Source organism: Shewanella sp. SM87 (assembly GCF_025653705.1).
Lineage (GTDB): Bacteria > Pseudomonadota > Gammaproteobacteria > Enterobacterales > Shewanellaceae > Shewanella > Shewanella oncorhynchi.
In genome coordinates, this window is the sequence record NZ_JAKKSC010000018.1 from 83,724 (window position 1) to 104,670 (window position 20,947).

Here is a 20,947-nt window from a genome sequence, read left to right on the forward strand (position 1 = left end):
AGTGTAATGACCTTGTTTCGATTCCTAGTAAGGCATTAACATAGTTCATTGCGCCTGAAGCAATCCCATTTTGCCAAAATAACAGCCCCAATAATGGGCACAATAATAAACTCGAAGGAAACAACATGAGAAAAGTACTCATTGGGGGACTGTGTGCCTCACTTATCGCAGGCCTGACTGCCTGTAATGACAAGGCTGCCGAAGTTAAAGCACCTGAAACTGCTAAAACAGCCACCGCAGCGGCAGTGACTCAAGCACTAGGTTCTGGAATTGAATTTGCTAATTTTGATAAAGCGATTCGTCCACAAGACGATTTCTATAAATACGTTAACGGCACTTGGCTAAAAAACACTGAGATCCCATCCGATCGCACTAGCATTGGCGCTTTCTACGATTTACGTGAAAAATCACGTGACGACGTAAAAGCTATTATCGAAGAAGTGGCTGCAACGCCCAATCTCGCCGCTGGTACAGACGAGCAAAAAGTGGCCGATTTATATCGTTCATTTATGGATACAGAGACACTCAATAAACTGGGAGTCACACCAATCCAAGGCGAATTTGATGCTATTAATGCCTTAAAAGATAAGAATGAATTAGTGAAGTACTTCGCCCACAGCCAAATCGCTGGCGCGGGTACCCCAATAGCATTTTATATCGATATCGATGCGAAAAACTCTAGCCGTTACGCAACGCATCTCTATCAATATGGCCTAAGCCTGCCAGAGAAAGACTACTACTTTAACGAATCCGAACGCTTCGTTAATATCCGTAAGGCATATGTCGCTCATATCGAAAAAATGTTTACCCTTGCGGGTCTCGCTAACCCTAAAGCCAGTGCTGAAGCTATTTTAGCCTTAGAAACGGCGATTGCTGCTAAGCATTGGGATGTGGTTGAAAATCGCGACAGCACTAAAACCTACAATCTATATCAAGTCAAAGATCTGCCAACACTGGCACCAGATATCGATTGGGCTGGCTACTTAGCCGCTCTTGGCGCTGACAAGCAAACCGATATCATAGTTAACCAACCTAGCTATATCCAAGGGTTAAACGAAGTTTTAAAAACGACTGAGTTAGCCACTTGGAAAACCTATATGCAATGGCAAGTGCTGACGCACGCGGCGAGCAATCTGAGTGAAGCGTTAGACAATGAAAACTTCGCTTTCTTCTCTAAGACATTGAATGGTCAAGAAGAACAAGAACCTCGTTGGAAGCGTGGCGTTGCAGCCGTCAATGACGTTCTTGGTGAAGTTGTGGGTAAAGTGTATGTCAAACGTCACTTCACTCCAGAAGCCAAAGACCGTATGCAAGCACTGGTTGAAAACCTGCGTGGTGCTTACGGCGACAGCATCAAAGAATTAACTTGGATGAGCGACAGCACTAAAGTGGCTGCGGCGGATAAATTAGCAAAATTCAACCCGAAAATCGGTTACCCGAACAAATGGGAAGATTACAGTAAGCTGACCATCAAGGCAGACGACTTAGTCGGTAACGCTATGCGTGCCAGCGAAGTTGAACATGCTAAATCACTAGCCAAACTGGGCGCGCCAATCGATAAAGACGAATGGCACATGACGCCACAAACGGTTAACGCTTACTACAACCCAACCATGAATGAAATCGTGTTCCCTGCAGCTATTCTGCAACCACCATTCTTCAATTTGGCAGCTGACGATGCAGTCAACTACGGTGGTATTGGTGCGGTAATCGGCCACGAAATGGGCCATGGTTTTGACGACCAAGGCGCTAAATTCGATGGCGAAGGCAACATGCGTGATTGGTGGACAGAGCAAGACTTGAAAGAGTTCTCTGCTCGCGGCCAAGCGCTGATCGCACAGTACGATGGTTACGCTGTGTTTGATGATCTGCATGTCAACGGCAGCTTAACCTTAGGCGAAAACATTGGTGACTTGTCAGGTGTGACTATCGCTTATCGTGCTTATAAGAAATCGCTTAACGGTAAAGATGCACCCGTTATCGATGGCTTAACGGGCGATCAACGTTTCTTCATCGGCTTCACGCAAATTTGGCGCGCAAAAGCCAAAGAAGAAGCCATGCGTAACCGCGTAGCGACCGATCCACACTCACCTGCGGAATTCCGCGCACTGGGTGCACTATCTAACATGCCTGAGTTCTACACTACATATGATGTAAAACCTGGCGATGCTATGTATATAGCACCAGAGAAACGCGTAAAAATTTGGTAAGCCAAATTTAAATCACTGTTCAGCGGCATAAGCTGGCCAACAATGGCGCTCACTGTTACAGGTGGCGCCATTTTTATTTCCTTAAACCACTGAGTTATGAATGTGAACCCATGCGCAAGATGAACAAGTCTTCATGGTTGGTTCAGCTTTAATTAAGCAATAGAAGCCTATGGTGGAGGCGTGACCTGAATAACTCACCCATAAGGAAGTAGGCCGCATGACTAAGTTATTTCGTACTTTTTTTATTTTTCTACTCTTATTATCGAGCCGCGCTGGTGTAGCCAATCCTCTCGACATCAGTGACAGTAAAGCAGAACGTGGTAATTACAGTGCAAGACAGGCATCAAGCCATGACCTACAAGGTCTATATGCACTCAGCAGTCAGACCTTCGATGCGCCTCATCAATCCTCGAATGACTTATCCGTGCTCCATCACCAAGCCTATGATGCACAAGCTGAGCTCGCTCAATTACTCACCAAGATTGCCCATTATTCACAGGCACAAGTGATTGTTCCGCCAGTAAAGAGTTACCAAAGAGCAGCCGATAAAGTGGCCACAAAATTTAACGGTGATGCCAGCCAAATTACCGACCTTGCAAGGGCAAGTATTGTGACCGACAGCATTCAAGATCTGATGCAGGCCTACCAAACTTTGAATGAGCACACCCAAGTTGTGAAACAAAAAAACCGCTTTGCTGAACCTAAAGCCTCCGGCTATCGCGATCTCAATCTACTGGTACGCTTACCCCAATCAGGCATGATTGCTGAAGTGCAATTACACCTACAGGATATCGCTGATATCAAAAATGGTCCTGAACACAAGGTATATGAAAAAGTACAAAGGATTGAGGCCAATGCTCGTAAACAACAACGTTCACTAAGTGAGTTTGAACTCGCGCAGATTGCCCAATTACGTCAAGAATCACATAAGTTGTACCACAAGGCATGGCTTAACTATAAACGGGTTGATGAAGCCAGTTTATTAAGAGTCTCAGTCGCTTAACTAAAAATCTTCCACTCTTGCGCTGGTTATCTGTAAAGGTGCCAGCGCTTTTTTATATTTTACAGTGCCTGAAACATCATCTTAATGAGGTGTAAAAAAGCACTCTCTCGCATCAAAGTGCCATTTGAGTATATAATCCCGCGCCATAGCCCTATCAGCAGGAAATGCCATGCACGACATTATTGAGCAACTCCAAGAACGCAGCGAAACTGTTCCTGTACCACTCGAATTACCCACATTTGAGCAGCTCGTCGAAGTCGAAGAGCAAATCCTGATTTCATTGCCAAGGGAGCTAAAAGAATACCTGCTGTATGCCAGTGATGTGATTTACGGCACGATAGAGCCAGTAACAGCATCGGATCCCTACTCGCACACCTACCTGCCCGAAGTGACTTGCTATGCGTGGTCCATCGGTATGCCAAGGGACATGATTGCCATTTGTCAGCAGGGTGATGCTTTTTACTGTATCGACCAAGATGGTCAAGTACATTTCTGGAAAAACGGCGACTTTACCGATATCTATTGGGAGTCGTTTTGGGAATGGGTTGAAGAAATCTGGTTAAAGATCAAATACTAATTTTACTTTTATTGCATTGAGAACACGATTATGTCTAAGAACATTGGCTTGAATGCCATCGAAATGAGCTACTTACGCCAGTCACTCAGCTTAAGCGCGGCTCAAGTTGGTGCTCTGACTAACCATAGCGAAGCCGATGTCCTCGCCTGGGAAAGCGGTGAACAACTGGCACCTGAGCTGGCGCAAAAGAAACTGCTTGATATTGATGACATCATTGAGATGCAAGTGCTCAACACCTGCGATGGTATCGAAGAACTATTTAAGAAAGAACCTAAGCGTCACTTAGCCTTCGTGGTCTACCCCACTCAAGCGGTTTACACACAATACAACCCCGAATTCTTAAGTTCACTGCCTTTTACTGAGCTGTACAACACGGCCGCTTGGCGCATCAAGAAAGAGTGCAAACTGGTCCTAGAAGTCGACGTCAGCCTAGTGGCCCTCGACGTGGAGGCCTACAAAGCCTTCCGTGAACCGACCAAAATGAGTGAAAGCCGCGAAAGTCGCGCAAAGTGGGCAGCGACGCAGTTATAAACTCAACCGTCACAAGTTTAACCCTATAAAAATAAAGGCCAATATCATTATTGGCCTTTTTTATTAGAGATCACACCACCCATCATAAATGACGCACCATTCCGAATGAAATGACGCTAAGCGGTAGTTAGAAGTTCATCGTGAATTTAGTGTAAATGTAGCGGCCCATAGGATTATGTACTGAAATAACATAGCCGTAGAGATCCGTATCCCCGTCACCGATAGCAAATGGTGGCTCTTCATCAAATACGTTGTTCACGCCTAGTGTCAGCTTGAACATTTCATTGAAGCGATAAGTACCAGACATGTCGACCAATAATTGAGAGTCGATCATACGAGACTTATTACTTTCAAAATCAAGTACACCATCGAAATTGATATCTGGGGTATCTTCAAATTCACCGATGTAACTCAAATTAATATTGGCGGCAAAATTATCCATAGTCCAGTTAGTGGTGAGTAACCAGCGATGTTGAGGGAACTTATACTCACCCGTGTAATCCAGACCATCTTTCTCAAAATTATGTAAGTAGCTGTACTCTAAGCCAAACTTCAAATCCCCATAGCTATCTAGCTCAAAACCATAATGACTAGAGACATCCATCCCTTGTACATCTTGAGAGCTTAAGTTGATAAAGCTTGAATGGATAATACTGATCGGACCTAAAGTTTGACCTAGCTGTGGCGCTAAGCGCTCGCACACTGTGCTATTTTGATCGTTACAATTTGCAGTATAGATATCGCCTAATGGCTGTTTATCAATTTTGTTGTCTTGCGTGATGCTAAAGATATCAAAACCCACATCAAACGTCTGACTCGGCGCCCAGATCATACCGACGTTCCAAGTTTCGGATTCTTCAGCATCCAGCTCAGAGTTACCTTCAAATTCAGTGTTGTAATCTAAGGCTTCACAATCAACATTATCGGCAGCGCAACGGTAAGTATCGACAAAGAAACTACTTTCGCGAGATGGACCAAGACCTATCTGCGCTAACGAGGGTGCACGGAAGCCCGTAGACCAAGACGCGCGCGCCGTTAGCTCGTCAGTCACTCCCCATTGAAAGGCGACTTTAGGGTTAGTCGTTGAACCAAAATCGCTGTAATGATCATATCGACCAGCGAGTTGCAACTCGAAGTTATCCGTGACTGGAATAGATAATTCCATATAAGCGGCATATTGCTCACGGGATGCCGCCGCAGAGACAGCTTCAGTACCAAAAATCAATCCACGTTGGAATTGCTCATCGGGCACATCACTGACATCTTCTTCGCGATATTCAGCTCCCGCCGCCATCATGATGTCGCGACCAGCCAAGGTAAATGCTTGACCAGATATGTTAGCCGCATAAGATGTCATGTTTGACAAACCTTGGCGTACTAAACTGGTGGTAATAGCGTCAATGACCTCTTGTGAGTTCATCGTGCCGCCGAAAGGATTGTAACGACCCGCATCAATTTCACGTTGCAAATAATCTGTTCTTACCCAGCCTTGGCTGCGATCACCCGTTTGAGTCGACTCACTGCGACCTTTTTGAACAGAAGCTTCCCAATCCCACTCTTTTACTACACCGCGTAAACCAGCAACTAAACGTAAACTATCGGATTCAATATCCCAACGTCGCGCCCCCGCATCAACCGTACGGAAGCGACCAATTTCAATATCTTTCCCCCAAGGATTATTCGGGTGAGATCCAGGTACAGTTAAACCAGCATCCTCGTCAAGTGGTGTCGGTGCTCCACCTGCGATTGAGGTATTGTGCTGCGCCGCTAACTCTAAAAATGCTGTTAAATCATCATTAAAATGATAGTCAAATTGGCCAATAGCCCCTACGCGCTCCGCAGCCGGCGCAACAAAATTGTATGAGCCGTACTCAAATAAACAACTTCCACTCGCGGTTGCACTATCAGCAGGACAAGCAGGATCGATAGTTTTAACACCATCAACATAGAAATACCCAGGAAAACCACGGGAAGAACGAAAATCTTCACCACCATAAGGTGATTGATTTGAAACACCAAAACGTCCTAAATCAGTCGCAGCTAAAGTATCATTTTTGAAATAGTCGAGGATAACCGATGCGCTACCCTTATCGGACTTCATCCCCCACACCATATTCGCTGTAGTTTCATCGTAGCCAGTGCCTGAAGCATCACCGTAGCCAAGATTGACCTCAATGCCTTCAATGTCTTTTTTCAGAACTATGTTAACCACACCCGCGATCGCATCAGAACCATAAATAGCCGATGCACCGTCCTTCAGTATGTCGATACGTTCAATAGCTGATACCGGAATATTATTGATATCAACAAAGGAATTAGTGATACCTTCGGCAAAAGCACTCGCCGCAACACGACGACCGTTAATTAACACTAAGGTCGCATCTGGGCCTAAACCACGTAGACTGATAGATGCGCCGCCGTTGGCGGTTGAATCTTGACTGTTTCCTCGGGTAGAAAACGCGCCAGCACCATTGGCAGGCATGCGTTCAAGTAATTGCTGCAGGTTATCAAATCCCATATTGGCAATATCGTCTTTACTGATCGATTGAATAGGGGAAGGGCCTTCAATATCGGTACGTTTAATACGGGAACCCGTTACTTCAATACGTTCAACTTTTTCTGCACCTTTATCGGCAGCATGGGCCACTGTTGGCGCACATGCCATAGCAATTGCGATTGCACAAGCACTGGGTAGAATCTGAGGTCTGTTCATACATTTCCCTTGTTTTATTTATCTCATTAAAATTATTTTAACAATAAGAAAACCCTAAATTAACAATACACAAGGTAATGAGTTACAAACCAAAGTCAATGGCAGAGAAATAAAAGTTAAACTTTTGTTACATTTGAGACAGTGTATTTTCCTCATACGAGAATCAAAGAACGTCTAGGCACTAAAAATTCAACCTACAAGACAAGTCGCAGTATTTGAATATCAGAATTTAAGGAAGAAAGATGGAAGACAAGATTATTTATCAAGCAGAGTTTGAAACCCATTTAGGTTGGTATTGGTTGCTTTCAGGCGCCGCCTATTTCAGCCTAAGCATAATAGGTATTCCCTTGTTATTACTTTGGTTTCCAATCGGGCTCTGGGGGACTCGCCGCTATATTCGCAATATGAGTGCCGAGCTCACCAGCAATAAACTTATTGTCAGGAGGGGCATATTAACTCGTACTGAAAACACAGTGCCTTTGGACAAAATTACCGATATGGCATTGATCCAAGGCCCAATTATGCGCCTATTTGGTCTGCATAAACTCACGGTAGAAACCGCAGGCCAATCGGGCGCAGGCGCATTGATAAGCTTAGTCGGCATAGTCGATGCGCCTCGATTTAGAGCCCGCGTATTAGAACAAAAAGAACGGCTTACCCAACCCTTGCACCCAACAATCCCATCGGCACAGCCAGATAATACGCTATTACAAATCGTAGTCGAAATGGCTGCAAGCTTAAAACGCATTGAAACTTTACTCAGCCAAAAATTAAACAGATAAATTGAATAAAACGACTTTTAGTTCAATCACTTTACCTTTAATGTTGAGCCACTCACTTAGCGTTAGCGCGGCTTTAACATGAGCGCAGCCTTAGCATGAGGGCTTATTCGATTCCCCAGATTAATTTTCAACAGGCATTTTTAATAACGACATGACAGAATCTTCAGTAACTTCTCCTTCATCCTCTTGGATGACACACCTAACTCTCGGCATTAAAGCCATGGGCCCAGGTGTTCTTATGGCCGCAGCGGCGATTGGCGCATCCCATTTAGTCGCCTCGACTCGGGCGGGCGCCGAATTTGGTTGGCAACTGGCTTGGGTTATTCTTGGGGTGAATTTACTTAAGTATCCCTTCTTTGCAGCTGGCGCACGCTACACAGCTGCCACAGGGGAGAGTCTACTGCACGGCTACCAAAAACAGGGCCGAGGTTACTTACTGCTGTTTACTGGGCTCAATGTGATCGCCGCCATTGCCAGTACTGCAGGGGTGTGCATGTTAACCGCCGCTATGTTGACCCAATTTATTCCGCTCCCCATCGATTGGTTAGCCCTACTGGTATTGCTGAGTTCATTGGCTTTACTGATTTTAGGCCATTATCAACTGCTTGATAGACTCACTAAGATCATCATGTTCGCCCTAACCTTAACCACCTTAATTGCCGTGGCCTTAGCTTGGGATCACGCTCAACCATTAGCGAGCAATTTTATCTCTCCTTCACCTTGGCAATGGGCCCATGTGGGATTTTTGGTCGCCATGATGGGTTGGATGCCAGCACCGATTGAAGTCAGCGCTTGGAATTCTCTCTGGTTGCTCGAAAAACAAAAAAGCCAGACGGTCACGAAAGCGCAGGCACTGCTCGACTTTAACTTAGGCTACATCATCACTGCGATCCTCGCGATCGTGTTTTTGTCCTTGGGCGCCTTAGTGATGCACGGCAGTGGCGAACACTTTTCAGATTCCGGTGCGCAGTTTGCTAATCAATTGATTAATCTTTACAGCCAAGTGATGGGCGGCGAGAGTCGTTATCTTATTGGTATTGTGGCATTTCTGTGTATTTTCAGCACAACAGTAACAGTGATCGATGGCTATAGCCGTACCTTAGATATGGGCTGGCAGTTACTCACCTCAAAGGCCAGTTCAGACAAACGTCTCACAGGGATCATGCTCGCCATCAGTGCCTTTGGCTTATTGCTGATCCTCTTCTTTAAAGGTGCACTCTTACCGTTACTCGAGTTTGTGATGATCTTGGCCTTTATGACCACAGTCATTTTTGCTTGGTTAAATTACCGCTTAATGACCAGCAAACAGCTTCCCGAGACAGACAGATATGGGACTAAGATGAAACTACTCTCTTGGTTTGGCCTAATTTATCTACTGATTTTCGCAGCACTGTTTATCTATTGGTACAACATCATTAAAGGTTAATTGCCAGAATGTTTATGCCGGAGTAATAAATGGCCTTAACTAACTGCCATTAAATTCCCGCTGAATTCTGCAATTAAGGTGGTTTGGGTATATAATGCGGGCTCTTAAACCAGATAGCGCAGCCGCGCCAAGAGATGACCATGATTAATAATGATATTTTGCGCCGTTTGCGCTTCGTGTTTGATTTTAGCAATGCAAAAATGATTAAAATTTTTGCTAAAGCTGGAAGAGAAGTGCCTGTCGAAGAGATGATTGATCTTCTACGTAAAGAAGAGGAAGAAGGTTATAAAGCTTGTAACGACACGACCTTATGTCAGTTTTTAGATGGTCTTATCATAGAGAAGCGCGGTCTACGTGAAGGTGCAGAAATTCCAGCGCCCGTTTCACGTTTAAACAACAACCTCATCTTTAAAAAGCTGAGAGTTGCCCTCGAAATGCGTGAAGAAGACATAGTAGCAGCTTTGGCTTTAGCCGAAGTGAAAATGTCAAAATCAGAGCTAAGCGCCCTGTTCCGCAATCCAGACCACAAGAATTTTAAAGAGTGTGGCGATCAAATACTGCGTAACTTTATCCGCGGCTTATCACTTAAGTATCGCGGCGTATAACGCTAAACTTATGACATAAAACGCAGCTTAGGCTGCGTTTTTTTATATCCGTTTTTATCTACACCTGAGCTTGTTTGGATATAAACAAGACCTTAACAATTCCATCTCAACAACCTCAGAAATCCTGTTTAAAACAGCTGACTTTTTTACTGCTGCAAAAAAAACCACAAATACCTCGTTCCACGGACAACAAAGATCACATTTCATGATAACCTTACGTGACTTACAGCACGTATTGACCACTTAAACAATAACTCAAAAGGTTACCCATGGACGATAATAAACGCCCCCTCTATCTTCCGTTTGCAGGACCTGCCATTCTTGAAGCCCCACTGATTAACAAGGGCAGTGCATTTTCTGAAGAAGAGCGTATTTTCTTTAACCTCGAAGGCTTAGTCCCCTATGCCATTGAAACGATTGAGGAGCAGGCTTCTCGCGCCTACGATCAATTTAGAAGTTTCAATAACGACTTAGACAAGCACATTTACCTACGTAATATCCAAGACACAAACGAGACCTTATTTTATCGTTTAGTGCAAAATAACATCAGCGAGATGATGCCCATCATCTATACGCCGACAGTAGGTTTAGCTTGTGAACGTTTCTCGAAAAACTATCGCCGCAACCGTGGTTTGTTTATCTCCTATCCGAACAAAGATAGGATCGATGACATCCTCAATAACTCGACTCGTCAAAAAGTTAAAATCATAGTAGTCACTGATGGTGAACGTATTTTAGGCCTTGGCGATCAAGGTATTGGCGGCATGGGGATCCCTATCGGTAAGCTGTCACTCTACACTAGCTGTGGCGGTATCAGTCCGGCTTATACCCTGCCTATTACCTTAGATGTAGGTACAGATAATCCGCAGTTGTTAGAAGATCCTATGTATATGGGTTGGCGCCATCCACGCATCGGTGGTGAAGAATACGCCGAGTTTATCGAAGCCTTTATGCAAGCTGTACATGTGCGTTGGCCGGATACTTTGATCCAGTTCGAAGACTTTGCCCAAAAGAATGCCATGCCGATCCTAGAGCGTTATAAGGATCGCTATTGCTGCTTTAACGATGATATTCAAGGCACTGCTGCGGTTGCCGTTGGTTGCTTGCTCGCCGCGTGTAAGGCTGCGGGCACTGAATTGAATCAACAACGTATCGCCTTCCTCGGTGCTGGTAGTGCCGGTTGCGGTATTGCCGAAGCTATCGTGGCACAAATGGTGTCTGAAGGGATCAGCGACGAGCAAGCTCGCACTCAAGTGTGTATGGTTGACCGTTGGGGCTTATTGCTCGACAACATGCCTAACCTGTTGCCATTCCAGCAAAAATTGGCGCAGAAATGCACCAACATCCAAAATTGGAGCAATTTCAGCGACAATATTTCACTGCTCGATGTGGTTAACAACGCCAAGCCGACAGTGTTGATTGGGGTATCTGGCGTTCCGGGTCTCTTCACCGAAGAAATCATCCGTGCTATGCACAGCCATTGTGCTCGCCCGATTATTTTCCCTATGTCGAACCCCACCAGCCGCGTAGAAGCGACACCGAAGGACATTTTGCATTGGACCTCAGGTCAAGCACTCGTCGCTACGGGCAGCCCATTCGAGCCTGTGGTTGTCGATGGTGAAACCTATGAAATAGCCCAGTGCAACAACAGCTTTATCTTCCCAGGTATTGGCTTAGGCGTATTAGCTTCAGGCGCACGTCATGTATCCGATGCCATGTTGATGGCTTCAAGTCGCGCACTTGCCGAATGTTCGCCACTGGCAATCGATGGTACAGGTCCACTACTGCCTAAACTCGAAGATATCCATGCTGTGAGTAAGCATATTGCTTTCGCCGTAGGTAAAGTCGCAGTTGAACAAGGGTTAACGCTGCCAATGAGCGATGAGATCTTACAGCAGTCGATTGAAGGCAATTTCTGGAGTCCAGAATATCGCCGCTACAAACGCACTTCGTTCTAAGCATAGCGTTGCCGCGACTCAAGTTGCAGTAGAGCAGCTTAGTTGAGCGTTTGTGCTAGCCAGCAAAAAGCCCGTTACTTTGCAGTAACGGGCTTTTTCATTTCAGGCACAGTTTTTCATTTCAATAGAACACTAAGGTGCCATCACCTGTTTAAAGCTATTGAGCAAAGCGCGATCGGTACGCGCTTTCTTCAACTTACGTAGGCTTTCTTTGAGCGATTCATCGGCTAAGCGCGTAAAAATACCGTTATATTCTTGCTCTTGGATTGCACTATCAGTATCGGCTTGCTCAGAAATTTCTTGGGCGACACGACTCAATTGCAACCAAGCATTAGCAATATAGAAACCGTGGAATGCGGCTTGTTCCATTAGATTACGTGCACTGGCAGGTAAAGATGCCCAAGCTTGGCTAAATTTACCTTCCCTGTCTTCCAACAGTTCGGCACACAAACCTTGGTACGCTGCTAATAAGTCACCCGGTAATTTAGCCATTGGTAACACTTTATTCGCAACATTGTAAGAAATCTGCTCGGCAGTTTCACGGTAAACAGCTGATAATTCGCTCATAAAAAATCTCGATTAACATTCATTCAAAAAATAGACTTAAAACTGACCACTCACATATAAACCATAAACGCCGTTACCCGCTATCGGCGTGACAGTAATACCTTCATAGGGCTGAGTAAAATACCAACCCGCTAGCGCGCCAATCGCCGCGCCAGCTAACACATCCTCGAGGTAATGTTGGTCGCTCGCCACTCGGGTGTAGCCCACATAAGATGCGGCAACATAGGCAGGTAAACCATATTGCCAACCATAGCGCTGCTGAATAAACGTCGCCGCCATAAAGCTGTCTGAGGTATGACCCGATGGAAACGAATCATCGCCACTATCGTCTGGCCTGTCTTTACTCACACTATACTTAAGACCTTCAACAATTAACCGACTCGACACCGCTGCCTGAATTAACTGCCAACTACCATCATAACCCTCTTCATAAAACAAGGTCGCACCCATCGCAGTAGCGGGTAATAATAAATGCAATACATCGCCAGAGGTTTCTAAATCTGAGCCTGCCCAACTAGTGCCACTCATCATGAATAATGCAGCACAGAGTAATTTCTTCAAGGGTGATTCCTTTGTGGGATAATAACCAAGGCGGAGTTTATACCTTGATCATTAACCGAATGCAAAATTGCTATACATCTATATTAAAAATGAACAAACAAGTTATGCTAAGCTAATAATTAGCTATTGATTTTAATTCGAACAGGAATCTTTTTTGCTACATCAACTTAGGTATTTATCATTCTCCTTATTGCTGCTTCTACTGCCGCTCAGCAACGCTATGGCAGAAGAAAAGACTCAGGTTGATAAAATATTTGCAAGATTTGAAAGCGGCGTCCCTATGACCCGTGAAGAAATCGAAAGCAATCTAGCGTTATTAAGCAAACTAATTTCGACTGACGATGTCACCCGTCATGAAAAGCTACAACTGCTCAAATGCTGGGATCAGAATACAGAAAACGACACAGCTATTGCACTGGCACTTAAAAATACTAACCAAGCACTGAGCAATATTCCGCCAACCGCCTCCCCCCATTTCATTACCGACCTCACGCTCTGCCACTCTTGGTTTCTGCAATTAAGTGGTGATATGGATGGCGCGATGGAAGGCTATAATCTCAGTGTTAAACGTGCCTATGAGCATGAAGACCTTAAGCTAATAGCCGACTCGCGCAGCATTCGCGGCGCACTTTACTCTTATATTGGCGATTTTTCTGCGGCATTAGACGATCTCGTCACAGCGCAAGATCTCTATGAATCACTCAATTTAAGCGGTTGGGCTAACATTAACCTTGCCGATGTTGCTACCAGTTTTAGACGTTATGGCGATCCCCAAAGTGCAATCCGCTATTACACCAAACTCAAAGCTCTCTATCTAAAAAACAATAACCAAGAACAGGCAATGTATGTCAACTCGGACATTGGCCTTGCCTTAGATGAACTCGGTGAACATCAACAGGCCGTAGATAATTTCTTAGTAAGTTATCAATACTTCAAGGAACATCAGCAGGAAAAAGTGGCAGCAACTATGGCAACGAATATTGCCTACAGCTTAATCAAACTCAATCGTCTAAACGAAGCCGAAAAGTATTTAATCGAAGCCGATACTGTTATTAATGAAAAAGATCTGACCGATTACAGCTTCATGAAGCTTTTTATGGCCGATATAAAGTTTCAACAAGCTCGCTATAAAGAGGCGCTTACCGAACTTGAGCAAGGGGAAAAAGCCTTTCGCACTCTGCAGAATAATCGGGGACTCACTCAACTGCTGCAGCTTAAAAGTAACATATATGTGGCTATGAATGATTTATCTGCCGCCTACGGAGCGCTGCAAGAATTTGTTACCCTAACAAAAAAAGTCGATGGCAATTCTCTCTCCCATCATACGACAGAATTAAAGGTCAAGTTTGATACCAGTCGGATTGAATCTGAAAATCAACGCTTGATTGAAAACCAAAACCTTAAAGAACAAGAGCTCGCGCTACTCGAAAAGAACAAATCACTGCAACACATTATCCTATTACTAGCGGGCTTTATCCTGACGATAGTGTCTATATTCGCTTATAAACAAGTACATAGAAATCGCCAACTGCAAGTTATTGCCCTCACAGATTACCTTACCAAACTCCCTAATCGTCGGCATATTTATGCCCAAGCCGCGAAATATTTTCAGCAAGCCTTAAAACATCAAAGCCCTTTTTCAGTGATTATTTTTGATGCGGATCACTTCAAAAAAATCAACGATAACTTCGGCCATGAATTAGGCGATCGCGCCCTTATGACCATTGCAAATGCAGGCCGAGCCTTATCGGGTAATAAAGATCTCGTTGGCCGCATCGGTGGTGAAGAGTTTTTAATCCTATTGCCTAACACTGATGCCACAGGTGCGTTAGCGCTGGCGCATCAATTGCAGAACCATATTAGCCGCCTTAGCGCACAGAATTTACCAGCAGAACTCAAATTAACCGTTAGTGCTGGTGTCGCCACTTTAGAACCACAAAATAATACGGAAGATGCATATCAAGATAAAGATTTTGCCACCCTGCTAAAGCGGGCCGACAATGCTCTTTATGAGGCTAAAAATGCGGGCAGAAATTGTTTGAAATCAGCCAAGAATGAGGCTTTAAGAGAGAATTAAACGGCCTTATGCCAAAACACTTGATGTTGTAATGGCGGTGGCAAAGTGCCAAACCATGTCTGATACAGACGACTAAATTCACCTGAGTCTTTCATTTTCTCAAGCTCTGTTTGCCAACTGATAACGGTTTCCGCCGACGTCCCTTTAGAAAAAGCTAAATAGAGATTAATCTCCGATACCACAAACACTTGGCGGATATCTGTCTCACTCGCGCCAACCTCTTCGAGTATCTGCTTTACCGCAAGATCCGCTTGGCACCAAAAACGAATTCGAGAAAACAGCAACTGTTTCGCCGATTGCTGCGGAAAACTCGCCACCAGCAAATTATCCACGCCCGCTTGTTGTAGCAACTGCGCACCCGCCGATTCCCGATAAACCCCCACAATATCTGTCGATTGAAGTTCAGCAAGTTGATCGAGAGCGATGGGATCTGCCGCCCTTGCGTACAATGCAATTTTGCTGGTCGCAATAGGACCGATAAAATCGAACTGCTCAGCTCGCTCATCATTAATTGACGTAGCAAAAAGTAAAACGTTCGCAGAGGTATTGGCAATTGAATACGCCCGAGCCCAAGGTAACACATCGATTTTTTCACTCTGACCCAGTCTTGATTGCAAGGTATTGACTAAGTCCACCGCAAAACCTTGCGGCACACCATTTTGCTCGTAACTCATGGGAGGCCAAGCTTCGGTCACCAATTTCAACTTGTCAGGCGCCGCAAAAACAAGATTAGGCATCAGGCCTAATAAGCTCATCGCAAGAAAACACGCCCTAAGGGGAAACGCACTCAGCATACGAATACCAAACGATAAACATTAGACCTAATCATAGACTCAATCCCAACTGCAAATAAACAAATACCCCAAAGAAAATATCGCCTCACGCCCCCTTCTGAGTAAACTCGTCCTCAATAAGTGAAAACTGCTATCATATTGCCACCTAGCCAAGAGCCTCGCTGCAATCAATTCATGTCAACTTTAGCCAATCAAACCCCAAGCCAATCCTATGCCAGCATGCTGTCGCGGCTCGCTCTTCAAATTAAAACGTGGGGAAAAGCACTCGGATTTGCGCAGGTTGGCATTTGCGATACGGATTTAACCGCTGAAGAAGCCAAACTCCAAGCATGGCTAGACAAAGGTTTTCATGGCGAAATGGCCTATATGGCTACCCATGGCATGATGCGCGCTCGCCCGCAAGAACTGCATCCGGGCACAGTGCGGGTGATCTCCGTACGGATGGACTATTTACCACCCGAAGCTGGCTTTGCAACGAATCTCACCGATCCCAACTTAGGTTATATTTCCCGTTATGCAGGAGGTCGCGACTACCACAAGTTGATCCGCGCTCGACTTAAAAAGCTGGGAGATCAAATCAGTGCAGAGCTAGTTTCTCTCGGTTTCGATGCCGCTGACTTTCGCCCCTTTGTTGACTCAGCACCAGTACTTGAGCGCCCCTTAGCCGAAAAAGCCGGTATAGGCTGGACAGGTAAACACTCACTCATACTCAACCATGAAGCTGGCAGTTGGTTCTTTTTAGGTGAGCTACTGATCAATTTGCCGCTACCAGTGGATATTCCCATTCAAGAAGGCTGTAACACTTGTGTCGCCTGCATTACCTCCTGCCCAACGGGTGCAATCGTAGAACCTTATGTAGTCGATGGCAGACGCTGTATTTCCTATCTCACCATTGAACTGCAGGGCGCTATTCCTGAAGAATTTAGGCCACTCATGGGCAATCGCATCTATGGCTGCGATGATTGCCAACTCGCGTGTCCCATCAATCGCCAAGCGCCGCTGACTGAAGAAACTGACTTTCATATTCGTCCGCAGTTAAAGCAACCTGACCTTCTCAGCCTTTTTGCTTGGAGCGAGGCCGAGTTTCTTAAACAAACTGAAGGCAGCGCCATTCGTCGCATTGGACATAAACGTTGGCTACGTAATATTGCAGTAGCACTGGGTAACGCTCCCGCAAGCCCAAGCATTGTTGCCGCACTTAACGCCCGCAATCACAGCGAAGATATCGATGAGATAGTGCGTGAGCATATTGAATGGGCGCTTAATGCCCAGCAATCGCGCCTTGCTGAAAGCGCTGCAACTGAACAACAAAAAGCCCGCCGCAAAACCGAACGTATGGTGCGCATTATCGAAAAAGGCTTACCGCGAGATGCTTAAGTCAGTCGGCAATAAATAAAAGACAACGGATGCATAAGCATCCGCTGTTACTAATTCAACAAACTCAATAAGCTCAGTAAAAAAATATTTCACTCAAGCATAATATTAACCAAGGCGGCGACGTAGTTCTCGCGTGGCATCGACCATGTTTTTCAGTGCGGGTTCGACTTCATCCCAAGTACGGGTTTTTAGGCCACAATCTGGATTGACCCACAGCTGACGTACGGGCACTTTTTGCGCCGCTTTCTCGATTAAGTGCACCATGGCCTCCACACTTGGGGTGTTTGGCGAGTGAATGTCATACACACCTGGGCCGATTTCATTGGGATATTCAAAATCTTCAAAGGCGTTGAGTAACTCCATCCGTGAACGCGAAGTCTCGATAGTAATCACATCGGCATCCATGGCGGCAATCGCGGCAATAGTGTCGTTAAACTCGCTGTAACACATGTGGGTGTGGATTTGAGTCTCATCAATCACCCCAGCAGCGCTGAGTTTAAAGGCATTCACCGCCCAATCTAAATAGGCTTGCCACTCACTTTGTTTCAATGGCAGACCTTCACGGAAGGCGGGCTCATCGATTTGTATAATGCCAATGCCGGCATTTTGTAAATCCACCACTTCATCACGAATCGCCAGCGCCAGCTGAGTCGCAATCACATCGCGGCCGATATCTTCACGGGCGAATGACCAATGCAGAATCGTCACAGGGCCAGTCAGCATGCCTTTTACAGGCTTGTCGGTGAGACTTTGGGCAAACTCGGCCCAATCAACCGTCATCGCCTTTGGACGACTAACATCACCATAGATCAACGGCGGCTTAACACAGCGTGAACCATAGCTTTGCACCCAACCATTTTTGGTAAAGCCAACGCCCGCAAGCTGCTCACCAAAGTATTCCACCATATCGTTGCGCTCGGCCTCACCATGAACCAGCACATCGATACCGAGTTTAAGCTGGCGGTCGATAGTATCGCGGGTGACTTGTTGTAATTGCTCTGTATATTGTGCATCACTCAGATCGCCCTTGCGCCAACGACTGCGTAGTCCACGGATTGCAGGTGTTTGTGGGAAGGAGCCAATGGTGGTGGTCGGCAACAGAGGTAAACGGTATTTCTGCTGCTGCACTGCTTGGCGTACGGTGAAATCACTGACGCGCTCATAATCGGCAGATGTCAACGCGGCAACGCGGGCAATCACTTGACTGTCGGCAGCCTGCGCTTTCGCCTCGCGGCGCGCCAAACTGGTTTGCACAATCTCTTTTGCCGCGATAGATTCAGGTGCCAGTAGCAATTGGCGCACATTGGCCAGTTCAAGTAATTTTTGCTTCGCAAACGCGAGTTGTTGACGCAGCGCGGGCTCAAGCGTGGCTTCCACATCTAAATCCACAGGGCTGTGCAGGAGTGAGCAAGAAGTACCGATCCACAAGCGATCTCCGAGATCACGGGCAACCGCGCCTATGCGTTCGGCAATCAAATCCGCCTCTGCCGCCCACACGTTGCGACCATTGACCACACCCACCGACAAAATTTGATCTCGACCAAGCGCATGGGCAAAGACTGCCAATTGATCCGGCGCTGTGACTAAATCGACATGCAACCCCGCGACCGGCAAGGCCGATACCAGCGCTTGATGGTGTGCGATACCGCCGTAATAACTGGTAAGAAGGATCTTCACCTTCGCAGTGCTGAGGGCTTGATACGCCTCAGTCATCGCCGCTTGCCATTCGCCATCCAATTCCAATGCGAGAATGGGCTCATCGAGCTGTACCCATTGCACTCCCAGAGCAGCAAAACGCACCAAAATGTCAGCATAAGCAGCTAATAAATTGGGTAATAAGCTTAACTTATCAAACTCTTGGCCCACGGTTTTAGCAAGGAACAAGTAGCTAACAGGGCCGAGTAGCACAGGTTTTGCTTTATAACCTAAGGACTGCGCTTCGCTAACTTCATCAAAGAACTGCTCATAGGCAATCGAAAACTCTTGGTTTTGGCTGAGCTCAGGTACCAGATAGTGATAGTTAGTATTGAAATACTTGGTCATTTCAGAGGCTGGCGCATCTTGGCCCGTTGGCGCTCTGCCGCGGGCAACACGGAATAAAGTATCGAGATCGATTGCCCCTTCACCACGATGACGATCAGGAATGGCATTTAAAGTCGCGCTTAAGGTCAGCACTTGATCATAAAAGGCAAAATCACCTACGGGAACTTGCTCAATGCCAGCAGCAGCTTGCCACTGCCAATGGGTGCGGCGAAGTTCACTCGCCACTTCACGTAATTGTGCCTGAGTGCTCTCACCACGCCAGTATTTTTCTAAGGCAAATTTCAATTCACGACGACGCCCAATACGGGGAAACCCAAGACTATTTAATTGCATACTCTATCTTCCTTTATTTGAGATAAGCCATATTCGGCACTTACACCCACCAGATTGTTTTCTCTTGGCACTTTTCAGCACTTCAGCCTGATAAATAACAATGGGCGTCTGGACGTCTAGAAGTTTATTGTGTTAGTCTCTATTCCAGCAACCGAATTGATTTCAAGCACAACATGAGCGAAATTCACTTGGAGTGAACATGATCGAACTAAGACACCTGCGAACCTTAATGGCCCTGAAAGAAAGCGGCAGTTTGGCGGGCGCAGCCAAAAAACGTTTTGTCACTCAATCCGCCCTCTCCCACCAGATTAAGGAGCTGGAGCAAAGGATTAACTCGCCCATTTTTGTGCGTAAGAGTAAGCCACTGTCATTCACCCAAGAAGGTGCACGCCTGCTGCATCTGGCCGAAGAAATTTTGCCTAAGGTGTTAGAAACCGAGACAGATTTGAAGAATGGGCTGGAAACCGAAACCAATCAGTTGCGTGTCGGCATTGAGTGCCATAGCTGTTTTCGCTGGTTAATGCCTGTAATGGAGCAATTTAGGCAAGATCATCCGGCAGCCGAGTTAGACTTGTCGAGCCGTCATCTGTTCGACTCGCTCAATGCCTTAGAAATGGGTGAACTGGATATTGTATTAACCTCAGATCCTGTGCCTGGGCATTCACTCGCCTACCAGCATTTGTTTGATTTTGAAGTGAAGTTAGTGGTTGCTAAGGATCATCCTTTAGCGAAAGAAGCCTATGTCACCCCTAAGCAATTAGCACACTTGCCTATTATCAGTTATCCAGTGCCGTTGACGCGTTTAGACATTTATCGCCACTTTTTAGAGCCTGCGGGCATAGAGGCGGGCGAGCAAAAAACCTGTGATTTAACAATGATGTTATTGCAACGCATCGCCTGTAAAGACGGCATAGCCGCACTGCCAAGCTGGTCGATTAATGAAGGACATGGACTGAGTCTCGCTACGGTAAAACTCGGCCAAGAAGGTCTGAAACGACCGCTATTTGGTGCCTATCGCCGCCACAGTGCTAACTCTGCATTGATCCAAAATTGGTTACAACTGGTGGCGAGGGAAGGTTTATCCCGCCAGCAGAAGACGAATTAATGCGGGTGAAATTGACTAAAAAAGCCTGCGAATGCATAATGCCGTTCACTTAAGAGTGAACGGCATTTTTCTTTGGTCTAACCGGGAACTTGTTTTTGCTCATTTTAAGAACTCGTGGATATGCCCTTTCCCGTTTACCATCCAGCTTAAATTGCCGTGCATTTCGTTCTATATCCAATACGTCTCTCGGGACATTCCCCGGTGTTTGTGATGACAGTTGTGTCAACTTGAAGATGATATAACTCGCCGCATCCCGAAAACTCAGTTGATTGGGATGGACCGATG

The 20,947-nt window shown here is 45.9% G+C and carries 16 protein-coding genes and 1 pseudogene; 11 read left to right on the plus strand and 6 right to left on the minus strand.

Going from position 1 to position 20,947, the window contains the following annotated elements:
* The first annotated feature begins 125 nt into the window (after positions 1-125).
* The 4 genes from L5M11_RS15135 (at position 126) to L5M11_RS15150 (ending at position 4,321) form a co-directional block, all read left to right on the plus strand.
* Positions 126-2,210, plus strand: coding sequence for a M13 family metallopeptidase (locus L5M11_RS15135; protein ID WP_263192632.1), 2,085 nt, complete (start codon positions 126-128; stop codon positions 2,208-2,210).
* Between the two features lie 217 nt (positions 2,211-2,427).
* Positions 2,428-3,213: a RelA/SpoT domain-containing protein gene (locus L5M11_RS15140; RefSeq protein ID WP_263192633.1), complete on the plus strand. Its 786-nt coding sequence runs from the start codon at positions 2,428-2,430 to the stop codon at positions 3,211-3,213.
* Between the two features lie 169 nt (positions 3,214-3,382).
* Positions 3,383-3,790: an SMI1/KNR4 family protein gene (locus tag L5M11_RS15145; RefSeq protein WP_113939053.1), complete on the plus strand. Its 408-nt coding sequence runs from the start codon at positions 3,383-3,385 to the stop codon at positions 3,788-3,790.
* 30 nt (positions 3,791-3,820) lie between these two features.
* The gene (locus L5M11_RS15150; protein ID WP_198571879.1) at positions 3,821-4,321 is read left to right on the plus strand and encodes a DUF4447 family protein; all 501 of its coding nucleotides are present in this window, start codon (positions 3,821-3,823) and stop codon (positions 4,319-4,321) included.
* A 127-nt stretch (positions 4,322-4,448) separates the two neighbouring features.
* On the opposite strand, the gene L5M11_RS15155 is transcribed toward L5M11_RS15150, so the two are convergent.
* On the minus strand, positions 4,449-7,034 hold the full coding sequence (locus tag L5M11_RS15155) for a TonB-dependent receptor (RefSeq protein ID WP_131523744.1): 2,586 nt from the start codon (positions 7,032-7,034) through the stop codon (positions 4,449-4,451).
* Between the two features lie 242 nt (positions 7,035-7,276).
* On the opposite strand from L5M11_RS15155, the gene L5M11_RS15160 reads away from it, so the two are divergent.
* The 4 genes from L5M11_RS15160 to L5M11_RS15175 all read left to right on the plus strand — a co-directional run bounded on the left by L5M11_RS15160 (position 7,277) and on the right by L5M11_RS15175 (position 11,805).
* Positions 7,277-7,816, plus strand: coding sequence for a PH domain-containing protein (locus L5M11_RS15160; protein ID WP_263171687.1), 540 nt, complete (start codon positions 7,277-7,279; stop codon positions 7,814-7,816).
* Between the two features lie 151 nt (positions 7,817-7,967).
* Entirely contained in the window at positions 7,968-9,242 is a 1,275-nt protein-coding gene (locus L5M11_RS15165; RefSeq protein WP_263184438.1) for an Nramp family divalent metal transporter, read from the plus strand.
* Positions 9,243-9,382: 140 nt separating this feature from the next.
* Positions 9,383-9,847, plus strand: a complete 465-nt coding sequence (locus tag L5M11_RS15170) for a DUF1456 family protein (protein ID WP_263184440.1) — start codon at positions 9,383-9,385, stop codon at positions 9,845-9,847.
* Between the two features lie 269 nt (positions 9,848-10,116).
* Entirely contained in the window at positions 10,117-11,805 is a 1,689-nt protein-coding gene (locus L5M11_RS15175) for an NAD-dependent malic enzyme (protein WP_105250164.1), read from the plus strand.
* Between the two features lie 132 nt (positions 11,806-11,937).
* Here the strand turns inward: L5M11_RS15175 and L5M11_RS15180 are convergent, their stop codons facing one another.
* Both L5M11_RS15180 and L5M11_RS15185 read right to left on the minus strand, forming a co-directional pair.
* Positions 11,938-12,372: a DUF3069 domain-containing protein gene (locus tag L5M11_RS15180; RefSeq protein ID WP_105250165.1), complete on the minus strand. Its 435-nt coding sequence runs from the start codon at positions 12,370-12,372 to the stop codon at positions 11,938-11,940.
* Positions 12,373-12,408: 36 nt separating this feature from the next.
* Complete coding sequence (locus L5M11_RS15185) at positions 12,409-12,933, minus strand: phosphatase PAP2 family protein (protein WP_105250166.1); 525 nt, start codon at positions 12,931-12,933, stop codon at positions 12,409-12,411.
* A gap of 220 nt (positions 12,934-13,153) precedes the next feature.
* On the opposite strand from L5M11_RS15185, the gene L5M11_RS15190 reads away from it, so the two are divergent.
* Positions 13,154-15,010 (plus strand): diguanylate cyclase, encoded by a 1,857-nt coding sequence (locus L5M11_RS15190; protein WP_372832218.1) that lies wholly within the window; start codon positions 13,154-13,156, stop codon positions 15,008-15,010.
* On the opposite strand, the gene L5M11_RS15195 is transcribed toward L5M11_RS15190, so the two are convergent.
* Entirely contained in the window at positions 15,007-15,804 is a 798-nt protein-coding gene (locus L5M11_RS15195) for a substrate-binding periplasmic protein (protein ID WP_263181947.1), read from the minus strand. The genes L5M11_RS15190 and L5M11_RS15195 overlap by 4 nt on opposite strands.
* Positions 15,805-15,978: 174 nt before the next feature.
* On the opposite strand from L5M11_RS15195, the gene queG reads away from it, so the two are divergent.
* Positions 15,979-17,181 (plus strand): tRNA epoxyqueuosine(34) reductase QueG, encoded by a 1,203-nt coding sequence (queG, locus tag L5M11_RS15200; RefSeq protein WP_263181946.1) that lies wholly within the window; start codon positions 15,979-15,981, stop codon positions 17,179-17,181.
* A gap of 105 nt (positions 17,182-17,286) precedes the next feature.
* Here the strand turns inward: queG and metE are convergent, their stop codons facing one another.
* Positions 17,287-19,557, minus strand: a complete 2,271-nt coding sequence (metE, locus tag L5M11_RS15205) for a 5-methyltetrahydropteroyltriglutamate--homocysteine S-methyltransferase (protein WP_263181945.1) — start codon at positions 19,555-19,557, stop codon at positions 17,287-17,289.
* A 199-nt stretch (positions 19,558-19,756) separates the two neighbouring features.
* On the opposite strand from metE, the gene L5M11_RS15210 reads away from it, so the two are divergent.
* The gene (locus L5M11_RS15210) at positions 19,757-20,662 is read left to right on the plus strand and encodes a LysR family transcriptional regulator (RefSeq protein WP_105250171.1); all 906 of its coding nucleotides are present in this window, start codon (positions 19,757-19,759) and stop codon (positions 20,660-20,662) included.
* Between the two features lie 49 nt (positions 20,663-20,711).
* Here L5M11_RS15210 and L5M11_RS15215 read toward each other — a convergent pair.
* Positions 20,712-20,947: pseudogene (locus L5M11_RS15215) on the minus strand (IS4 family transposase); the annotation flags it as partial.

Coding starts and splice junctions, on each gene's coding strand:
- L5M11_RS15135 (WP_263192632.1), top strand. CDS start 126: ATGAGAAAAGTACTCATTGGGGGACTGTGTGCCTCACTTATCGCAGGC.
- L5M11_RS15140 (WP_263192633.1), top strand. CDS start 2,428: ATGACTAAGTTATTTCGTACTTTTTTTATTTTTCTACTCTTATTATCG.
- L5M11_RS15145 (WP_113939053.1), top strand. CDS start 3,383: ATGCACGACATTATTGAGCAACTCCAAGAACGCAGCGAAACTGTTCCT.
- L5M11_RS15150 (WP_198571879.1), top strand. CDS start 3,821: ATGTCTAAGAACATTGGCTTGAATGCCATCGAAATGAGCTACTTACGC.
- L5M11_RS15155 (WP_131523744.1), bottom strand. CDS start 7,034: ATGAACAGACCTCAGATTCTACCCAGTGCTTGTGCAATCGCAATTGCT.
- L5M11_RS15160 (WP_263171687.1), top strand. CDS start 7,277: ATGGAAGACAAGATTATTTATCAAGCAGAGTTTGAAACCCATTTAGGT.
- L5M11_RS15165 (WP_263184438.1), top strand. CDS start 7,968: ATGACAGAATCTTCAGTAACTTCTCCTTCATCCTCTTGGATGACACAC.
- L5M11_RS15170 (WP_263184440.1), top strand. CDS start 9,383: ATGATTAATAATGATATTTTGCGCCGTTTGCGCTTCGTGTTTGATTTT.
- L5M11_RS15175 (WP_105250164.1), top strand. CDS start 10,117: ATGGACGATAATAAACGCCCCCTCTATCTTCCGTTTGCAGGACCTGCC.
- L5M11_RS15180 (WP_105250165.1), bottom strand. CDS start 12,372: ATGAGCGAATTATCAGCTGTTTACCGTGAAACTGCCGAGCAGATTTCT.
- L5M11_RS15190 (WP_372832218.1), top strand. CDS start 13,154: ATGGCAGAAGAAAAGACTCAGGTTGATAAAATATTTGCAAGATTTGAA.
- L5M11_RS15195 (WP_263181947.1), bottom strand. CDS start 15,804: ATGCTGAGTGCGTTTCCCCTTAGGGCGTGTTTTCTTGCGATGAGCTTA.
- queG (WP_263181946.1), top strand. CDS start 15,979: ATGTCAACTTTAGCCAATCAAACCCCAAGCCAATCCTATGCCAGCATG.
- metE (WP_263181945.1), bottom strand. CDS start 19,557: ATGCAATTAAATAGTCTTGGGTTTCCCCGTATTGGGCGTCGTCGTGAA.
- L5M11_RS15210 (WP_105250171.1), top strand. CDS start 19,757: ATGATCGAACTAAGACACCTGCGAACCTTAATGGCCCTGAAAGAAAGC.